Below are 17,293 nucleotides of genomic sequence, written 5' to 3' on the forward strand. Positions count from 1 at the left end.
GACCGATCACCCCACCCGGCTTCATCACCGCATCTGATACAGGAGAACCCCGTGCACAGCACCGTTTTCGAACGGAACCTTCCGTCACCCGCCGTCGTCGCGCATTCCCTGGAGGGGACCGTCCACCGGCCGTTCTGGATCGACGACCTCGGCCCGGACGTGCCACGGTACGCACCCCTGGAGGGTGACTCGGCCGCGGATCTGGTGATCGTGGGCGGCGGCTACACGGGCCTGTGGACCGCGCTGCGGGCCAAGGAACGGAACCCGGAGCGCAGCGTGATCCTGCTGGAGGCCGAGCGCGTGGCCTGGGCGGCGTCCGGCCGCAACGGCGGTTTCTGCGAGGCGAGCCTCACGCACGGCTATGAGAACGGCAAGAACCGCTGGCCGCAGGAGATCGAGACCCTGGAACGCCTGGGGATGGAGAACCTGAACCGCATGCAGGAGGCTGTGGAGCGCTACGGCATGGACTGCGACTGGGAGCGGACCGGGGAGCTGAACGTCGCCGTCGAGCCCCACCAGCTGGAGTGGCTGGGGGAGGACAGTGGCGGCGTGGTCCTGGACCGGGAAGCCGCCCAGGCCGAGGTCAACTCGCCCACGTATCTGGGGGCCGTGTGGCTCAAGGACTCGGTGGCCATGGTGCACCCGTACAAGCTGGCCACCGAGCTGGCGCGGGTGGCCACGGAGCTGGGGGTGACGATTCACGAGGGCACGCGGGTGCGGGAGCTGGTGGATGGTGACGGCGACGACGACGGCGTGGCGGTGGTGACCAATCGCGGCACCGTGCGTGCGGGGCAGGTGGTGCTGGGCACCAACGTCTTCCCGTCGCTGCTGAAGCGGAACAGGCTCATGACGGTGCCGGTCTACGACTACGCGCTCATGACGGAGCCGCTGAGCCGGGAGCAGCTGGAGGCCATCGGCTGGACGCACCGGCAGGGCATCGGGGACATGGCCAACCAGTTCCACTACTACCGGATCACCAAGGATGACCGGATCCTGTTCGGCGGCTACGACGCGCTGTACTTCCCCGGCCGGAAGGTGGACGACGGGCACGAATACCAGCCGGGCACCTGGGAGAAGCTGGCGGGGCACTTCTTCACCACATTCCCGCAGCTGGAGGGCCTGAAGTTCACGCACCAGTGGTCCGGGCCCATCGACTCCAGCACCCAGTTCTGCGCGTTCTTCGGCACGGCGCGCAAGGGCCGGGTGGCGTACGCGTCCGGCTTCACGGGACTGGGGGTGGGGGCGACGGCGTTCGCGGCGGATGTACTGCTGGACTTGCTGAGCGGCCAGGAGACGGAGCGGACGAAGGTGGAGATGGTGCGCAAGCGGCCGCTTCCGTTCCCGCCGGAGCCGCTGGCGTCCGTGGGCATCAACCTGACGCGCTGGTCCATGGACCGGGCTGACCACAACGAGGGCAAGCGGAACTTCATCCTCAAAGCACTCGACGCCGTGGGGCTGGGGTTTGATTCCTGAGGATGGGGGGAGGGGCGACGCTTGCGGTGGGCTGGACACGGGGTGTCTGAACCAGCGCAGGTCTTGCTGAGCGGGAGCAGGCTGCTGGCCACGTCGACGTTGTAAGGGTGTTGGCAATGATCCGGTCTTTGGCGCTGCCGCTGGAGATCGGGCGGTCTTCATCCTCATGGCCGAAGCTCTGGGTTTCCTGGTGCAAGCCACCAACGATGGGGTGATCGATACGGAAATCTGATTTGAGGCACAGGAAAGTTGCGCAATTCTCTTGCCGAGTGTTTTGGGCGGTAATATTCTTCTCTCGTTAGTCGCATTTCGGCGGCGGGAACCTTACCGGAATGCGATCACTCGCATTGCATTCTGGGGGACCCGTGTCTGTTTCGCAGGGTAGATTCTCGCGCTCAATTTCGGCTGCCGTGTTGTCGACTTTACTGGCTGCAGTAGGTCTCTCGGTGGTCGCTGTGCCGGCCCATGCGACTGATGCCACACCCACGCCTGCCTTGGTTTCGTCTGCTACAGCGGATCCTGAGTCGGCGGCGTTGGCTCAGGCTGAGTCCACGGGGCAGCCGGTGGTGGTTGATGCGTTGACGACGGAGACGTCTCAGACCACGGCCGTGCCGGATGGGAAGATGCAGGCGAAAATCTCCAATGCTCCGTTGCTACGACGCTATGACACCGCCTGGTACGATCGCGGGTATTCGACACCACCAGGCGGTTGGGGAGCATACGACATTCATCACATCACGCCGCGCGAATTTGGGGGCTCTAACGATTTCTTCAACCTCGTACCCTTGCCACGTGAAATTCATAAAACAATGTTCAATACGTGGCGGATTGGATACCAATGTCTGAAATAGAGGCTACCGTTGAAGCTCTCAAGAAATGGGATCAGATCGATTTTACCGATAATGCTCTTAGATTGAGGAGTCGATTCGATGAAGGGTGTCCTCCGGGGGAACTGATCAGCATGAATTTCCCGAGCCAGGTGCCTCCGGAGCTGATTGATCTGTGGCGAATTTCCAGAGAATCCTGGATATATCGAAGATATTAACTATGGACAATGGGGACTCCATCTATTGGATTGGCGAAAGGTTGCTGCTCGCACTGAGGAGCAACAGACGGCTCGCCCCGATCAGATGAAGGTTGACGATATTGTCATTGGCGAGTTTCTGGGCGATCTGGAAATTTTGATTTACGCACCTTCGGAGGTGGCCGGAAGCAGGCTCCTTGTAGCCCTTCCTCTTGATCCTCGCGACGACTGGTGTCCGGCGGGCGACACGATTGCGGCGGTGCTCGAGGGAATGCTGAATGCGAACGGTGAAAAATATTGGGAGGCCAATTTCGATTAACTGCGGCGGAGCAGCCGTATGCGACTCACTCCACACCAAGGCCTACTATGAGGAAGTCGACAAACTTCTAAGTGATGCCGCGACGAGAAATGAAGTGTTCGATATACTCGGTGAAATCCGGTCTCGAATGCTCTCTGGAGGGTTGTAATGATGGGCACTAGTCGTATTTTCCGACCATCCACTCCTGAAGATTACGAGTGGGCTCTTCCTGTCAATAGTTCCGACAGTTACGAGATCTTCGGGCACCTTCCTGAACGTAGGCCCGGTGACCCCTGGCAGCCAGTCAGGATGAAGTTGCTTACGGAGGACAACCGTGGGCGCCCGGAAAAGCGAGCCGATATGCCATTCATGGCAACGGACGTCCTCATCCTCCGAGATGACGCCATCGAAACCATAGGTCCACTGTTGCGTCCTCACGGCGAGTTGCTCCCGCTTCTGTGCGAGGAAGCACGCCTCGCCGTATTCTCAGCACCCGTTGTTGAGGGTGCTGTAGACCTGGAAAAGTCCGATATCGTCCGGTTCCGCGATGGTGGAATTCTGAGGTTCCGCAGCACGGTTTTCCACGAGGAAGTCGTTGGGAACTTGATGGCGTTCAAACTGAGCGAGAAACCACGTGGGAAGCTCTATCTGACAGAACCGCTGGTCGAGGCCATGCTTGCCACTGGGATGACGGCCGGCACGAACTTCGTCGAAGCGAAGTAGCCGAATAACCTCGGAACCGACGGGACGGATCCTGCCTGCCCTTCCGCAAGAGCGCCTCCCGCCGGAAGGTTGCCGGATAATGGGCCATTATCCGGTAACTTGCGATTAAGGGTTCCCGGAACAGGGCGGATCAGGCTACCGTGTCGACGTCGCCACTCGTCCCCGTTATCCGGAGACTCGCGGCTCTGATGGACCGGGGCCCTGGCAGCCCGCCCGGCGCCGGCCATCAGTCTTGATACGGATGCGGCGGAGCTGAGCAGTAATTCCTGGCGCGGCCGCTCAGTCGTTCTCGATATTGAACGTCCAGAGCGCCAGGGCGCGGTCCGCGTGCCGCAGGGTCACCTGGGCGGCACCGGCGTGGAAGGTTCCGCGGACCACCAGATCGGCCTGAGCGCCGGCCGCGACCGTCACGCTGGAAGCCCCGACCGCACTCAGCGCCACGGTGTGGCCCATCTGGTCGCGGCAGTTCAGATCGCCCACGCCCAGGGTCAGGGAGCCGGAGACCGCCTTCACCCGCACCGTGATGGTCCCGTCGATCGGGACGTCCGCCGCGGCGGTGGGGCGCACGGTGGGGACCGGCACCGGTGCCGTGTCTGGGCCCAGCGCTGTGAGGATCACCGTGGTCCCGCCGGGCAGGGTCGCCGAGACCGGCGCGCCGATGGCCAGCACGGCCCCGTGCTTCGCATCGGCCGTGGCGGTCGGCTCGACGCTCGGCGCCGTGGGAATGGGCATCGCGCCGAGGGACTGGACCACGGCCTTGGCCGAGTCATCCGCGGACGGGGACGACGACGCCGGCGCACTGCACGCGGCCAGCGGCACCGCCAGTGCGGCGGCGACGAAGAGGGCGGAAAGAGAGCGGGAACGCACGGAGGTGGGCCTTCCTGAGGGGTTGAGCTTTCCGAGCTCGCTATGCAGAGTCTGAGATCGCTACATGGGACAGCGATCTCAGCCCCTCCATAGCGAGCTCGCGGGGCGGGGGAGGGCGAAGGAAGTGAGCACGACGGCCGGTGCCCTGCCGCGGCGGGGCGCCGGCCGTCGTCGTCGGTGAGAGACGGGTCAGGTCAGTTCAACGACGCGTCAGTGGCCCGCGTAGACGCTGCCGGCCGGGATGACCGGGACGCCCGTGTCCTTCACGCCGGCCACGGCCGGGTACGTGATGGCGCCGGACGAGGTGGGCTGCAGGGCCTTGCCGGACGGGTTGTTGTAGACGTCGCCGCCGAAGGGGCGCAGGCCGTCGGCCGCGGCGTAGCCGAGGTGGCCCTTGCCGTCAGTGCCGCCGCTGGTCACACCGAACAGGTCCTCCATGCTGCGCAGCCAGCTGTAGTGGTTGTACGGCTGGTTGCTGACCGATCCCGGCTTGATGAAGCGGGAGATCATCACGGCGCCGGTGATGCCGCCACCCGGGGTGGTGTCCTGGTTGAACGCCTGGAATCCGGGCTGGCTGGTGTTCGGGCCGGGGAGCTCGTTGCAGCACGCCACGACGGACTGGCCGGTGTTGGCCTCGGCCTGGGCGGAGGCGCCGGTGCCGGAGTCGGAGCCCATGGCCGGGCCGCTGTTGTTGCCCCACGGGCCGGTCTGGGTGCCGAGATCCGCGATCGAGTTGCCGTACATCTTGTACGGCGGCATGGCCTCATCGAAGATGATCTGGATCAGGCCGTCCTGCTGGAAGGCCGGGGAGCCCATGATCAGGGGGATGTACTTCTTGAGGAAGTTGTCCGAGGCGTACAGGCCGCCCTGACGGCTGTTCGGGTCGCCACTCATGTTCTGGCCGGCGCCCTTGCAGGTGGCGTCATGCGCGTCGGAGCAGTTGCCCGGGGTGATCCAGTTGAACTCCGGGGTGGTGGCGACGGACTTCAGGTCCTGCTCCAGGCCCGTGAGGGCGGGGTGGCCGGCGGTGGCCTGGTATCCGTTCAGCGGGACCACGTTCTTGCAGTCCTGCGGGTTGTCGATCACGGAGTGGAACCAGGCCGTGGGGTTGTGCTTGGCCACGTACTGGTCCGTGGGGGTGGCGCCGGAGAGGTCCTTCACGCCGGCGCCGGACGGGTCGCCCGGGATGCCGCAGCGGTAGACGTCCTCGCGGCCGGCGTCGTTGCCCATGTCCTGCATGTAGGCCTTCCAGCTGACGTGCTTGTCATCGAGCTGGTTGAACAGGGTCTTGGTGGAGGCCGGGTAGACGCAGCCCTTGGGGGCCAGGACCTGGCCGTCCGCCACGGCCGTACCGGGAGTGACGTCCGTGTACTGCGGGCAGTCGTTCTGGTTCTCCGGGGCGGGAGCCTGACCGCCGGCCAGGCTGATGTAGTTGTCCAGGCTGAAGTGGCCCGTGCCGTAGTACTGGGTCAGCAGCTCGCCGTAGGAGGGGAGCGTCTTCCAGAGGTAGTCGTTCTGGTTCAGGCCCGTGAAGGTGGCCTCGTAGGACTTGTTCTCCAGGACGATGGTCCAGACGTGGCCGATCTTGGCCTTGGGGCCTTCGCCCTGAGTGTTCTGGCCCTGAGCGTTCTGGCCCTGGGAGCCCTGATCGGGGGTGGTCGATTCGGCAGTGGCGGCCGTGCCGCCGGCCAGCAGGGAGGCGCCCAGGGCGCCCACGGCCAGGACCCCGGCCAAGGATTTCCCCAGGCGGCTGGTGATCCGCAGTTTCATGCTTGCTCCAAAGTTTGCGATGACAGCGTGAGTGCCCCAGACCCCGTGCGAATGACGGATCGACTCTAGGAACTCCGCGCGTCACGGAGCGCGCCTCAGGGTGAACGGCCGGCGGCGGGAGGGTTAACTCTCGGGGCTCGGCGGTGCGATGGACGACGACGGCGGCCGCGCGCCGTCGTCGGGCGCTCTACTTGACGCTGGGCGCCGCAATCGGGGCGCCCGGAGTCAACAAGGGCGCCCGGGAGAGCCCGGGGAGATCCTCAGGCTCCCGCGCCGCGGGGCGCGAACATGATGACGGCCACGCCCACCAGGCAGATGAACGCGCCGATCAGGTCCCAGCGGTCGGGCTTGAAACCGTCCATCACCACGCCCCAGGCGAGCGATCCGGCCACGAACACCCCGCCGTACGCGGCCAGGATCCGCCCGAAGTTCGCATCCGGCTGGAGCGTGGCCACGAAGCCGTAGACGCCCAGGGCGATCACCCCGAGTCCCGCCCACCACCAGCCCCGGCCCTCCCGCACGGCCTGCCAGATCAGCCAGGCGCCGCCGATCTCCGCCACGGCGGACAGGGCGAAGAGGAGGACGGACTTCAGGATGCTCATGCGTCCATCATTCCGGGTCCCGGGGCGGCGATCATCTCCCCGGTGGCCGTCCCGTCCGGGTCCAGGACGAAGCCGACCCGCTTCACGCTGCGCATCATGACCGTGCTGCGGACCAGGTCGATGCCCGGGATCCTCTCCTGAAGCGTCAGCTCCGCCGTGAGGACGTCGGCCACGGTGCGCAGCCACATCATGATGATGAAGTTGGTCCGTCCAGTGGTGGACGCCGCGAGCCGGACGTTCCGCAGGCCGCTCAGCGCCGCGGCCGTCTCCGCATGCCGGCCGGCCGGGGCCTTGGCGAGCCAGCGGCAGGCCACGGGATACCCGGCTGGCCCCTGCGCCACCTCGCAGCGGACGAACAGGAGCTCGCTGCCCAGGACCTTGGCCAGCTGGCGGTGCACGGTGGCCGGGCTCCGGCCCAGTTCGCGGGCCATGTCCGCGGCCCCGGCGCGGCCGTTGCGGGCCAGGATCGGCAGAAGGTCGAAGGCGGCGGGCGGCACCGGTCCGGCGAACGGCTCCACCCGGGCGAGTTCCGCGAACGCGCCGATCTGAGCCTTGTCCAGGGCGGCGAGCCGCCAGGAGTGGCCGCCGGAATGCAGGCGCGTGCAGAGTTCGCTCTCCATCCGCAGGACACCGTCCGCGGCGGCGACCAGGGGCAGGACCCGCTCGGTGCATTCCAGCAGGGAGCGGGCCATGACGGTGAGCACCAGGTCCGGCCGGCCCGTGGCCACGTCGATGGTCAGCACCTCCGGGATTCTGGACAGCACGGCCACGGCGTCGTCCCGCCGTCCGGGTTCGCACTCGACGTCCACGAACGCCAGGACCATCAGGGAGGGGTCGCCCTTCAGATGGGCGGTGACCCAGGCCAGGCCGGAGGAGCGGAGCCTTTCCCAGCGGCGCGCCAGCGTGGCCGGGTGTGCGCCGAGGATCTCCGCGGCGTCCAGCCAGGAAACCCGGGGCGCGATCTGCAGGGCGTGGAGCAGCAGGAGCTCATCTTCGGAGAGCTCGACGACGGGAGCCCCCAGTGAGGGAAAACGCTGAGTGAGTGCCTCCATATGAGAGATTGTTGCAGTTTTCGCTCCGGGAAGAAGGGCCTCCCGCACACTATCGGGCAGGAAACAAATGTGGCGCGGCTCACACGAGGGCGCCGGCGGCAGCGGAGAAGGAGACACCGTGGGAATCACCGACGAGGCACGCGGACTGCAGGACCAGCTCATCCAGTGGCGGCACGCCTTCCACCAGGAGCCGGAGATCGGCCTGGAGCTGCCGCGCACGCAGGAGAAGGTCCTCGCCGTGCTGGACGGACTGGGCCTGGAGGTCTCCACCGGCACGGACACCACCTCGGTGACCGCGGTGCTTCGCGGCACGGGCGCCGCTGGTCAAGACGAACGCCCGGCCGTGCTCCTCCGCGCGGACATGGACGGCCTGCCGGTCCAGGAGCGCACCGGCGTCGGCTACACCTCCCGCGTGGACGGGGCCATGCACGCCTGCGGCCATGATCTGCACACCTCGATGCTGCTCGGCGCCGCCACCCTCCTGGCGGACAACCGCCACAAGATCGCGGGCGACGTCGTCTTCATGTTCCAGCCCGGCGAGGAAGGGTACGACGGCGCGTCGGTCATGGTGCGTGAGGGCGTCCTGGATGCGCCGGGCCGCCGGGTCGACGCCGCCTTCGGCATGCACGTCTTCTCCTCGATGGAACCGCATGGCCGCTTCGTGACCCGCCCCGGCGTGATGATGAGCGCCTCGGACGGCCTGTTCGTCCGGGTGCTCGGCGCCGGCGGTCACGGCTCCGCCCCGCACGCGGCCAAGGACCCGGTCACCGTCTCCGCGGAGATGGTCCTGGCCCTGCAGACCATGGTCACCCGCCAGTTCGACATGTTCGACCCCACGGTCCTCACGGTGGGCCGTCTTGCCGCGGGGACCAAGCGCAACGTCATCCCGGACACCGCCGAGTTCGACGCCACCATCCGGACCTTCTCCGAGGCGAACCGGGAGCGCATGCAGACGGCCATCCCGCGCCTCCTGAAGGGCATCGCCCAGGCGCACGGGCTGGACGTGGAGGTCACCTACATCCCCGAGTACCCGCTCACCGTCACGGACACCGCCGAGACCGAGTTCGCCGAATCCGCCATCACCGAGCTCTTCGAGGGCCGCCACTCGCGGCTCGCGCAGCCGCTCAGCGGCTCCGAGGACTTCTCCCGCGTGCTCGCCGAAGTGCCCGGCAGCTTCATCGGCCTCAGTGCGGTGCCCGACGGTGTCGACCCCGCCACCAGCGCGTTCAACCACTCACCGTTCGCGACGTTCGACGACGCGGTGCTCGCCGATGGCGCGGCGGTGTACGCGCAGCTGGCGCTCAGCAAGACGGCCCAGCTCGCCGCCCGCTGACCCGACCCACCTTCCGGAGACCCTCATGACAGCCATCCCCGCCACGGTTCGCGCCACCGCCGCGCCGTCCACGCGCCGCACGCTCGTCAGCACCGGCATCGGCAACGCCGCCGAGTGGTACGACTGGGCGATCTACGCCACCTTCGCCCCGTACTTCTCCAAGCAGCTCTTCAACCCGGCCGACCCGACGTCGGCCATCCTGTCCACCCTGGCGATCTTCGCCGTCGGCTTCGTGGCGCGCCCGTTCGGCGGCGTCGTGTTCGGCTGGGTGGGAGACCGCTTCGGCCGTAAGAACGCCATGACCCTCACCGTGGCGATGGCCGCCGTCGGAAGCCTGCTGATCGGCGTCGCGCCGACCTTCGCGGCGGTGGGGGCGTTCGCCTCGCTGCTGCTGCTCGTGGCGCGGCTCATCCAGGGCCTGGCGCACGGTGGCGAGCTGCCGTCGTCCCAGACGTACCTGGCGGAGATGGCGCCGCGGGAGAAACGCGGCTTCTGGGCCACGCTGATCTACTTCTCCGGCACGCTCGGCAATATGGCCGGCGCGCTGCTGGGGGCCGTCCTGGCGTTCAGCCTCCCGAAGGCGGAGATGGCCGCGTGGGGCTGGCGTGTCCCGTTCATCCTCGGTGCGCTCATGGGCCTGTACGGGCTGGTGATGCGGGCCCGCATGCCGGAGACCGAGGCGTTCGAGGAGCTCAAGACGGAGAAGCAGGGCTTCGGGGCGCTCATGAAGGAGGTCGTGGCATGCCGCAAGCAGGCGTTCCAGGTGATTGGCATGACGGTGGGCCTCACGGTCATCTACTACGTGTGGGCCATCGTCGCTCCGACCTACGCGGCCACGAGCCTGAAGCTGGATCCCGGGCAGGCGCTGTGGTCCGGGTTCGCCGCCAATGTGGTGTTTCTGGTGGCGCTGCCGTTCTGGGGAAAGCTGAGTGACCGGATCGGCCGCAAGCCGGTGCTGATCATCGGCGCGGTCGGCTGCGCCGTGCTGCACTTCCCCATGACGTGGCTGCTGCATGATTCGGTCTGGCAATTGTTCGTGTCCATGTCCGTGATGCTGGTGTTCATCGCCGCCGGCGCGTCGATCGCCCCCGCCGTCTACGCCGAACTGTTCCCCGCCAAGGTGCGCACGGCCGGCGTCGGCATCCCGTACGCGCTCGCCGTCGCGGCGTTCGGCGGCACGGCGCCGTACCTGCAGACGCTGTTCACCGACGTCGTGAAGCAGCCGTGGATGTTCAACGCCTACGCCGTGGTGCTCATCCTCGTCTCGATCGTGGTGGTCCTGGGGCTGCCGGAGACGAAGGGCAAGGACCTGCGGGCCTGACGGCTCAGTCCACCGGGGCGACGCCGCCCGTGACGTCCTCGGCGGAGCGGTCCTCAAGGGCCGCTCCGCCGAACGGCTCGGTCTGCCAGTGCGTCAGCCGCCAGGCGCCGGGGCGTCCGTCCACGACGGCGCCGCCGGTGTTCATGATCATCAGCCCCGCGCGCCGTTCCTCCGTCAGGTCGGTGCGCAGCGCCGCGTAACAGCGGATGGCGGCGCCGTGACTGACGACGGCCACGGCGTCGTCGTCGGCGTGCCGGGCCGCGATGGACGCGATGGCGGCGTCGAAGCGGTCCACGAAGGTGTGGCCGTCCGGGCCGCCCGGCATGGCGCGGCCCAGCTCGCCGTGCATCCAGGCGCGGACGCAGTCCACGTACCGCCGGAGCGAGCCGTCGTCGCTGAGCATCTCCAGCTCGCCGGCGGGGATCTCCGCCAGCCCCGGCAGGACCTGGGCCTCGAGGCCCAGAGCCGCGGCCAGCGGAGCGGCGGTCTGGCGGGTGCGCAGGAGCGGGGAGACGTAGACGCCGCGCAGACCGAGGGTCTCGAAGGCGGCCGGGAGCGCCGCGGCCTGCGCCTCGCCGAGCCCGCTCAGCGCGGCGCCGGGGAACGCCGTGTCCAGGGCGCCTTCCACATTGCTGGGCGTCTGGCCGTGGCGGATGAAATAGATGCGCACCAGGACAGCGTAGGCCCGCGGGGCCGCGGCGGGAATGAGCCCGGCCGCAGCCGTTCCGGGCGGAGGCTATCCGGCCACGGGCTCAAGCCCCGGGGCCTGGTGGGGGACAGCCGGCGAGGACGCCGCCGGGGCCGCCAGGGGTGCGGCTCCGACGCGCCTGATGCCCCTCACCGCCTCGGTGAACGTTTCGAGATAGGCGTTACGCCGAGCCGAGGGGGAGCGGGGTACGGCCGCCGGCGCGTCCGCATAGTGTTCGGCCAGGCCATCGCGCATCAGGCGGATGGCCTCGCTCCGCTGCTGAGAGACTGCTGACGAGGTGACTCCGAGCTCGTCCGCGACGTCCTTGACGCGGAGGCCCTCGAGGTAGATCGCGGTGATGACGCGCCGCAGGTGCTCGGGCAGGGATTCGACGGCGGCCCGCAGATAGGACGTCTGTTCGCCGGCGAGGGTCGCCTCCTCCGGTGCGATCGTCTCGGCGACGAGGGAGTCCACGGCGGACTCCTGGAGTGGGCTCACCATGCGGGCCTCGTCTGCGATGATCTCCTCGACGGCCTCGCGCGTGAGGCCGAGGGCGGAGGCGATCTCATCGGTGCTCGGCTTGCGCCCGAGGGCGTTGGTGAGGGTCTCGTTGACGGCCTGAACCGCCTTGATGCGCTTACGCGTCCCACGGCCCGCCCAGTCAAGCGAGCGAAGCTCGTCCGTGAGCGCCCCCGTGATCCGGCGCCGGGCGAAGGCGCCGAAGGGAACGCCGATCGTCGGATCGTAGGCATCCGCCGCGAGGACGAGCCCGAGCGAGCCGGCCGACGCCAAGTCCTCGCGGGAGAGGTGCGCGGCACGTGCGCACAGGTCTGAGACCAGGTAGCCGACCAGGGGGAGATTCTCCACAACAAGACGGTTGCGTTCTTCAATATTCACATGCACCTCTGCCAGCCAATGCCTTCCACTGAGCCCACGGGAGAGACCGCACCTCTCCCCGCGCGCCAGGACCCCATTGGACATGACAATTGTGCGTGTCCAACGGGGTTGTGCATGTCAAATCCGCGGCGTGTCGGGCGCGTGACAGCCCGTGTCACATATCTTTCTGCTCGTCAGGGCGACCCGGACAGATCCGCCGGGGCGGAACCGTCCATCCGGCAGGGGGGCAGGCGCTTCAGACGGCGCCTCAGCCAGGCAGGCCCGGCAGCCCTTGGAGGATCTCCTCGGCGCCCGACGGCGCTTGCGCGGCGGCGAGGTTGGCGTCCGCGACGGCCTTGAAAATCTCCTCGCGTTTGATGGCCAGGTGGCGGGGTGCATCGATGCCGATGCGGATGCCCTCGCTGCCGTTGTTCTCGAGGAACGTGATGACGATCTCGTCGCCGATCATGATCTTCTCGCCGGGCTTGCGGGTGAGTACGAGCATGGCTTTCCTTCCGTGGAGCGCAGTCAGAGCACCGTCCGTGGTGCGGGGGACCCGTCCACCCAGCCTACGGGGATGCCGAGGCCGTTGACGGTGTGCGGGGTGCGGGTTTCGCCCGCGCCAACCACGGCGAGTGCGTCGACAGCCAGGAGCGACGAGGCGGCCTGGACCCATTCGGCGGTCTCGTCGGGCTTGTGGCGGGCGTCGACGGCGAGCCAGACCCGATCCGGCGTGAGCGTCGCAGCGATCCCGAGCGAGTGGGCCAGTGCGTCGAGGGGACCGAGACTGAACGCGGTGAGGACGGCGCGTGAGCGTTCAACGGCGTCGGCGCGGGCCGCGATCGCGTCGCGTGTGATTTCGAGATGGGGCCAGTCCGCGACGAGGTCGCCGGCCGTCGCGAGAGCCCACTGCTGCGGCTCTCGAGCGGCGATGGACCGTACGACATCGAGCGCCGTGCCACCTCGGCCGACGACGAGGACGAGCTCGCCTGCAGTTCCCGGCAGCGCGGGGACGCGCGGCTCGCCGGTGTCCGCGCGCAGGCGCCGCAGGAGATCGTCGAACACCGGTGCCTGGGTGGACACGGCCGGGGAAGTGGGATGGAGGGCGGTCTCGGCGCGGTCAGCGTCCTCGAGCAGGGCGGCGATTCCGGCGCGCCCGTCGAGGAGGTGGGGGACGGCGGCCGACGGCGGAGCCGGCTTCGCCGTCCCGGGGACGTGCACGGTGGCCTCGATGTGCCGCCGTCCCATCAGACCCGCGAGCCCGCCGTCGAGGACGCGCTCGGCGTGGACGATCCGCGCCGTCGGCCCGTAGAGCTCCAGGGCCTTCCGTGTCAGTGCGTCGAGGCTCCTGCCCTCAAGCAGGTATTGCGGCGCCAAGGCTCACGACTCCGATCGTATCGATGCCGACCTCCGTGGAGGTGACTTCGGCATAGGAGAGCACGGGGACGCCGGAGGGCGGGAGGGGGATGAGCTTCCGGACCGCGGGCCGCAGGATGGGCGCGCACACCAGAACCGGGCTTTTCCCGGCCGATTCGGCGGCGGCGACGGCGGAGCTGAGGGAGGTGAGGAAGGCGTCGAGTTTGGTCTGGTCCATGACGAGCTGGGTGCCGGCGTCCGCGGGGCGGAGGTCTTGGACGAGGGTCTGCTCGAGGCGTGGTTCGATGGTGATGACGGTGAGCCGGTCGCCGTCCATGAGGCGGCCCACCAGGGCGGGCCCAAGGGCGAGCCGCGCTGCCTCGATGAGCCCTTCGGCGTCGGTGGAGGCCTTGGCCCGCAGGCTCAGGGTCTCGTAGATGCGGGTGAGGTCGTTGATGGGCACCTGTTCGGCGAGGAGGCCCTGGAGCACACGGTGGATCTCGGCGAGGGTGAGCAGGGCGGGCGTGAGCTCCTCGACGGCCGCGGGGCTGGCGGCCCTGACGCCCTCGGTGAGCACGCGCACGTCCTCGCGGGAGAGCAGTCGCGCCGCGCCGGCCGTCACGATCGAGGACAGGTGCGTGATCAGCACGCTCACGCGGTCGATCACGGTTGCGCCGGTCATCTCGGCGGTGTGCCGTATCTCGGCGGGGATCCACTTGCCGGCGAGCCCGAAGACGGGTTCGACGACGGCGGTGCCCGGCAGGGCGTCGAGGAAGTCGCCGAGGGCGAGGAGCTTGCCCGACGGCGCGGTGCCGCGGCCGGCCTCGACGCCGGCGATGCGGATCGCGTAGCTGGACGGTGGAAGCTCCACGGAATCGCGCGTGCGCACGGGCGGGATGACGACGCCGAGGTCCATCGCGATCTTGTGGCGCAGTGACTTCACGCGGGCCAGAAGGTCGTCGGCGGATCCGCCCACGAGGTCCACGAGGTCCGGGGCGAGCAGGATCTCGAGCGGGTGGACGCGCATCTCCTCCATGAGGCGCTGGTTGGGGTCCGGCTCGGCCGCCCCCTCCTCGGCGGCGTCCGGTGCACGCTCGGGGCCCTTGATCCTGCGCGAGGTGATGATGAGGGCGGCGCCGACGCCGATGAACGGCAGTGGCGGCATTCCGGGGACGAGCGCCATGACGACGGCGGTGATCCCGGTGATGAGCAGGGCGGTCCGGGACTGGGAGAGCTGGGAGGAGGCGGCCTGCCCCAGGTCCGCCTCGGCGTTGGAGCGGGTGACGATCATGCCGGTGGAGACGGCCATGAGCAGGGCGGGGATCTGGGAGACGAGGCCGTCGCCCATCGTGAGCAGGCTGTACGTGTTCAGGGCGTCCCCGATCGAGAGCCCGCGCTGCGCCATCCCCACGCCGAGGCCGCCGACGATGTTCACCACGATGATGATGATCCCGGCGATCGCGTCGCCCTTGACGAACTTCGACGCGCCGTCCATCGCCCCGTAGAAGTCGGCCTCGGCTGAGACCTCGGCCCGGCGCTGCCGCGCGACCACGTCGGTGATGAGCCCGGCGTTGAGGTCGGCGTCGATCGCCATCTGCTTGCCCGGCATCGCGTCGAGCGTGAAGCGTGCGCCGACCTCGGCCACGCGCTCGGCGCCCTTGGTGACGACGATGAACTGGATGACCACGAGGATCAGGAACACGACCGCGCCGATGATCATCGACCCGCCCACGGTGACCTTCCCGAACGCCTCGATGACCTGTCCCGCGTAGCCCTGGCCGAGCACCAGCCGGGTCGAGGCGACGTTGAGCCCAAGCCGGAACAGGGTTGCGACCAGGAGGAGCGAGGGGAAGACGGAGAAGTCGAGCGGCTTCTTCACGAACATGCTCGTCAGGAGGATCACGAGCGCGAGCAGGATGTTGCACACGATGAGCACGTCGAGGAACGGCGCCGGGACCGGCACGACGAGCAGCAGGACGATGCCGACGACGCCGACCGGGACGGCGAGCCGGGCGAGGTTGCGGTTCACGTGGTGGTTCCTTCAGGTGTCTGCGAACGGGCGGGATTGAATCTGTGGGGCACGGTGTGCACACCTGCCGCCGCACCGCGGGCCTTGAGCGCCATGACGAAGGCGAGCACCCCGGCGACCGCGGCGTAGAACTCGACGGGGATCTCCTGGCCGAGCTCGCAGGCCGCGTGCAGGGCCCGGGTGAGCGGGACGTCGTGCACCATCGGCACGCGCTCCTTCTCGGCCTCCTCGCGGATGCGGGCGGCGATGGCCCCGGCGCCTTTCGCGACGATCCGGGGTGCGGACTTCCCCGGCTCGTAGCTGAGGGCGACGGCGACGTGGGTCGGGTTGACGAGCACGACGTCGGCTCCCGGGATTGCGGCGATCATGCGGTTCCGGGACATCGCGAGCCGGCGGGAGCGGCGCTGGGACCGGATGAGCGGATCGCCTTCGCTGTTCTTGGTCTCGTCCTTGACCTCACGCTTGGTCATGCGGGTCTTCGTGCGGTTCCGGCGCACCACCACCAAGAGGTCCGCCGCGGCGAGCGCGAGGCCCGCGGCGACGGCGAAGCGGATGAGCGCGGCGGCGCTGTCGCCGGCGGCGGCGAGCACGGCGGAGATCGGCAGACCGCCAGCGGACAAGGTCACCGGGATCAGCTGCTGCACCACCGTCCAGAGCACGAGGCCGACGACGGCGGTCTTCGCCAGCGCCTTGACCCCGCCCCAGAGGGCCTGAGAGCCGAAGATGCGTTTGAGTCCCGAGAGGAGGTTGAAGTGCTCGAAGGAGGCCGTGAGCCGTTTGAAGTGCACGCCGCCTTGGGCAGCCGAGCCAGCGAGCACCGTGAGGAAGACGACGGCGGCGAGGGGCCCGAGGGTGCCGTCGAGCGAGCCGAGCCCTTCGGAGAGGGCGATGAGGGCCTTGGCCGGGTCGGGGTCGGAGATGACCGAGGTGACGGTGGAGAGCTGGGCGCGTCCGGCCTTGGCGGCGGCGTCGATCGTGGAGGGCAGCATGACGGCGCCGGCGCCGACGGCGAGCCAAGCCGTGAGGTCCTGCGACCTGGAGAGCTGGCCCTTCGACCGGACCTCGCGGAGCCGCTTGTCGGTGGCCTGTTCGGTGCGTTCCTGCCCGTCGGCCATTCACCCCACCCCCAGGAGCGTGTTGGCGGCCTGCTCGGCCAGTGCCGAGACGATGCGCGGCAGGGCGAGGAACAGGACGCCCGCGAGGCTGAGGGTGATGAGCACTTTGAGCGGGAAGCTCATCTGGAACGCGTTGAGCGCGGGGGCCACACGTGTGAGGAGCCCGAGGCCGAGGTCGGCGAGGAACAGGACGACCATGAGGGGTCCGGCGATCTGGACGGCCGCGACGAAGAGCCCGGTGACCGCCGTCGTCATCGCCTCGACGGGGCGCGCGAGATCGAGGCCGCCGGCGAGCGGCAGAGCGGTGAAGGTGCCGGTGAGCCCGCCGATGACGAGCTGGTAGCCGTCGGAGGAGAACAGAAGGGCGAGGGCCGCCATCTGGAGCAGGCGGGTGAACTGGGCGCCGTTGACGAGACTCTGGGGGTCGTAAGCCTGCGCCATCTGGAAGCCGGCGCCCAGGTCGATGAGCGAGCCGGCGGACTGGATCGCGGCGAACACGAGGTAGACGAGGAAGCCGAGCGCGAGTCCGGTGACGAGCTCGAGCACGAGGCCGGTGAGGAACCCGGCGGTGTCCCTCGCGGTGTAGCCGTGCTGGGCGCGGGCGGCGACGGCGAGCCCGAGGCCGATGCCGAGCATCGCCTTGATGCGCGCGGGGAACGCGTTGTGGGAGAACGGCGGGGCGATGAAGAGGAACGCGGTCATGCGCACGGCGGCGAGCATGACGGCCTCGATCCAGGCCTGGTCGATGGGGATGTTCATCCGCGCC

Annotated in this window: 17 protein-coding genes; 6 read left to right on the forward strand and 11 right to left on the reverse strand. The window is 68.5% G+C overall.

The genetic code is table 11. The annotated features are described in order from the left end of the window. Window positions 1-51: 51 nt before the first annotated feature. The 4 genes from Q9R02_RS03980 (at window position 52) to Q9R02_RS03995 (ending at window position 3,518) form a co-directional block, all read left to right on the forward strand. Window positions 52-1,473, forward strand: coding sequence for an NAD(P)/FAD-dependent oxidoreductase (locus tag Q9R02_RS03980; RefSeq protein WP_305995366.1), 1,422 nt, complete (start codon window positions 52-54; stop codon window positions 1,471-1,473). A 365-nt stretch (window positions 1,474-1,838) separates the two neighbouring features. Beyond that, window positions 1,839-2,324, forward strand: coding sequence for an HNH endonuclease signature motif containing protein (locus Q9R02_RS03985; protein WP_305995367.1), 486 nt, complete (start codon window positions 1,839-1,841; stop codon window positions 2,322-2,324). 144 nt (window positions 2,325-2,468) lie between these two features. After that, a complete protein-coding gene (locus Q9R02_RS03990; RefSeq protein ID WP_305995368.1) occupies window positions 2,469-2,816 on the forward strand; it encodes a hypothetical protein in 348 nt (115 codons plus the stop codon). A 348-nt stretch (window positions 2,817-3,164) separates the two neighbouring features. After that, window positions 3,165-3,518 (forward strand): hypothetical protein, encoded by a 354-nt coding sequence (locus Q9R02_RS03995; protein WP_305995369.1) that lies wholly within the window; start codon window positions 3,165-3,167, stop codon window positions 3,516-3,518. 279 nt (window positions 3,519-3,797) lie between these two features. Here the strand turns inward: Q9R02_RS03995 and Q9R02_RS04000 are convergent, their stop codons facing one another. The 4 genes from Q9R02_RS04000 to Q9R02_RS04015 all read right to left on the reverse strand — a co-directional run bounded on the left by Q9R02_RS04000 (window position 3,798) and on the right by Q9R02_RS04015 (window position 7,809). After that, entirely contained in the window at window positions 3,798-4,385 is a 588-nt protein-coding gene (locus tag Q9R02_RS04000; protein ID WP_305995370.1) for a hypothetical protein, read from the reverse strand. Window positions 4,386-4,595: 210 nt separating this feature from the next. After that, window positions 4,596-6,155, reverse strand: a complete 1,560-nt coding sequence (locus tag Q9R02_RS04005; protein ID WP_305995371.1) for an alkaline phosphatase family protein — start codon at window positions 6,153-6,155, stop codon at window positions 4,596-4,598. Between the two features lie 260 nt (window positions 6,156-6,415). Beyond that, entirely contained in the window at window positions 6,416-6,757 is a 342-nt protein-coding gene (locus Q9R02_RS04010; protein ID WP_305995372.1) for a YnfA family protein, read from the reverse strand. Continuing rightward, complete coding sequence (locus Q9R02_RS04015) at window positions 6,754-7,809, reverse strand: Lrp/AsnC family transcriptional regulator (RefSeq protein ID WP_305995373.1); 1,056 nt, start codon at window positions 7,807-7,809, stop codon at window positions 6,754-6,756. Before Q9R02_RS04015 ends, Q9R02_RS04010 begins: the two co-directional genes overlap by 4 nt. A gap of 118 nt (window positions 7,810-7,927) precedes the next feature. On the opposite strand from Q9R02_RS04015, the gene Q9R02_RS04020 reads away from it, so the two are divergent. Both Q9R02_RS04020 and Q9R02_RS04025 read left to right on the forward strand, forming a co-directional pair. Next, window positions 7,928-9,142, forward strand: a complete 1,215-nt coding sequence (locus tag Q9R02_RS04020; protein WP_305995374.1) for a M20 metallopeptidase family protein — start codon at window positions 7,928-7,930, stop codon at window positions 9,140-9,142. 25 nt (window positions 9,143-9,167) lie between these two features. Then, window positions 9,168-10,463 (forward strand): MFS transporter, encoded by a 1,296-nt coding sequence (locus Q9R02_RS04025; protein ID WP_305995375.1) that lies wholly within the window; start codon window positions 9,168-9,170, stop codon window positions 10,461-10,463. Window positions 10,464-10,467: 4 nt separating this feature from the next. Here Q9R02_RS04025 and Q9R02_RS04030 read toward each other — a convergent pair whose 3' ends face one another. The 7 genes from Q9R02_RS04030 to Q9R02_RS04060 form a co-directional block, all read right to left on the reverse strand. Next, on the reverse strand, window positions 10,468-11,133 hold the full coding sequence (locus Q9R02_RS04030; RefSeq protein WP_305995376.1) for a histidine phosphatase family protein: 666 nt from the start codon (window positions 11,131-11,133) through the stop codon (window positions 10,468-10,470). A gap of 66 nt (window positions 11,134-11,199) precedes the next feature. Beyond that, window positions 11,200-12,054: a sigma-70 family RNA polymerase sigma factor gene (locus Q9R02_RS04035; RefSeq protein ID WP_367575461.1), complete on the reverse strand. Its 855-nt coding sequence runs from the start codon at window positions 12,052-12,054 to the stop codon at window positions 11,200-11,202. Between the two features lie 241 nt (window positions 12,055-12,295). After that, window positions 12,296-12,532, reverse strand: a complete 237-nt coding sequence (locus Q9R02_RS04040) for a carbon storage regulator (protein ID WP_305995378.1) — start codon at window positions 12,530-12,532, stop codon at window positions 12,296-12,298. Between the two features lie 23 nt (window positions 12,533-12,555). Further along, window positions 12,556-13,404, reverse strand: a complete 849-nt coding sequence (locus Q9R02_RS04045; protein WP_305995379.1) for a hypothetical protein — start codon at window positions 13,402-13,404, stop codon at window positions 12,556-12,558. Then, window positions 13,382-15,412: a flagellar biosynthesis protein FlhA gene (locus Q9R02_RS04050; protein ID WP_305995380.1), complete on the reverse strand. Its 2,031-nt coding sequence runs from the start codon at window positions 15,410-15,412 to the stop codon at window positions 13,382-13,384. Before Q9R02_RS04050 ends, Q9R02_RS04045 begins: the two co-directional genes overlap by 23 nt. Beyond that, the gene (locus Q9R02_RS04055) at window positions 15,409-16,527 is read right to left on the reverse strand and encodes an EscU/YscU/HrcU family type III secretion system export apparatus switch protein (protein ID WP_305995381.1); all 1,119 of its coding nucleotides are present in this window, start codon (window positions 16,525-16,527) and stop codon (window positions 15,409-15,411) included. The genes Q9R02_RS04050 and Q9R02_RS04055 overlap by 4 nt, the downstream gene beginning before the upstream one ends. Next, complete coding sequence (locus Q9R02_RS04060; protein WP_305995382.1) at window positions 16,528-17,286, reverse strand: flagellar biosynthetic protein FliR; 759 nt, start codon at window positions 17,284-17,286, stop codon at window positions 16,528-16,530. It abuts the gene before it with no gap. Between the last annotated feature and the right edge of the window lie 7 nt (window positions 17,287-17,293).

The sequence above is a fragment of the Arthrobacter horti genome, from assembly GCF_030731045.1.
Classification (GTDB): domain Bacteria; phylum Actinomycetota; class Actinomycetes; order Actinomycetales; family Micrococcaceae; genus Arthrobacter_E; species Arthrobacter_E nanjingensis.

Bases quoted from the DNA above. Each gene is read 5' to 3' on its own strand.
- Q9R02_RS03995 (WP_305995369.1), top strand. From the start codon at position 3,165: ATGGCAACGGACGTCCTCATCCTCCGAGATGACGCCATCGAAACCATA.
- Q9R02_RS04005 (WP_305995371.1), bottom strand. From the start codon at position 6,155: ATGAAACTGCGGATCACCAGCCGCCTGGGGAAATCCTTGGCCGGGGTC.
- Q9R02_RS04010 (WP_305995372.1), bottom strand. From the start codon at position 6,757: ATGAGCATCCTGAAGTCCGTCCTCCTCTTCGCCCTGTCCGCCGTGGCG.
- Q9R02_RS04015 (WP_305995373.1), bottom strand. From the start codon at position 7,809: ATGGAGGCACTCACTCAGCGTTTTCCCTCACTGGGGGCTCCCGTCGTC.
- Q9R02_RS04025 (WP_305995375.1), top strand. From the start codon at position 9,168: ATGACAGCCATCCCCGCCACGGTTCGCGCCACCGCCGCGCCGTCCACG.
- Q9R02_RS04040 (WP_305995378.1), bottom strand. From the start codon at position 12,532: ATGCTCGTACTCACCCGCAAGCCCGGCGAGAAGATCATGATCGGCGAC.
- Q9R02_RS04055 (WP_305995381.1), bottom strand. From the start codon at position 16,527: ATGGCCGACGGGCAGGAACGCACCGAACAGGCCACCGACAAGCGGCTC.
- Q9R02_RS04060 (WP_305995382.1), bottom strand. From the start codon at position 17,286: ATGAACATCCCCATCGACCAGGCCTGGATCGAGGCCGTCATGCTCGCC.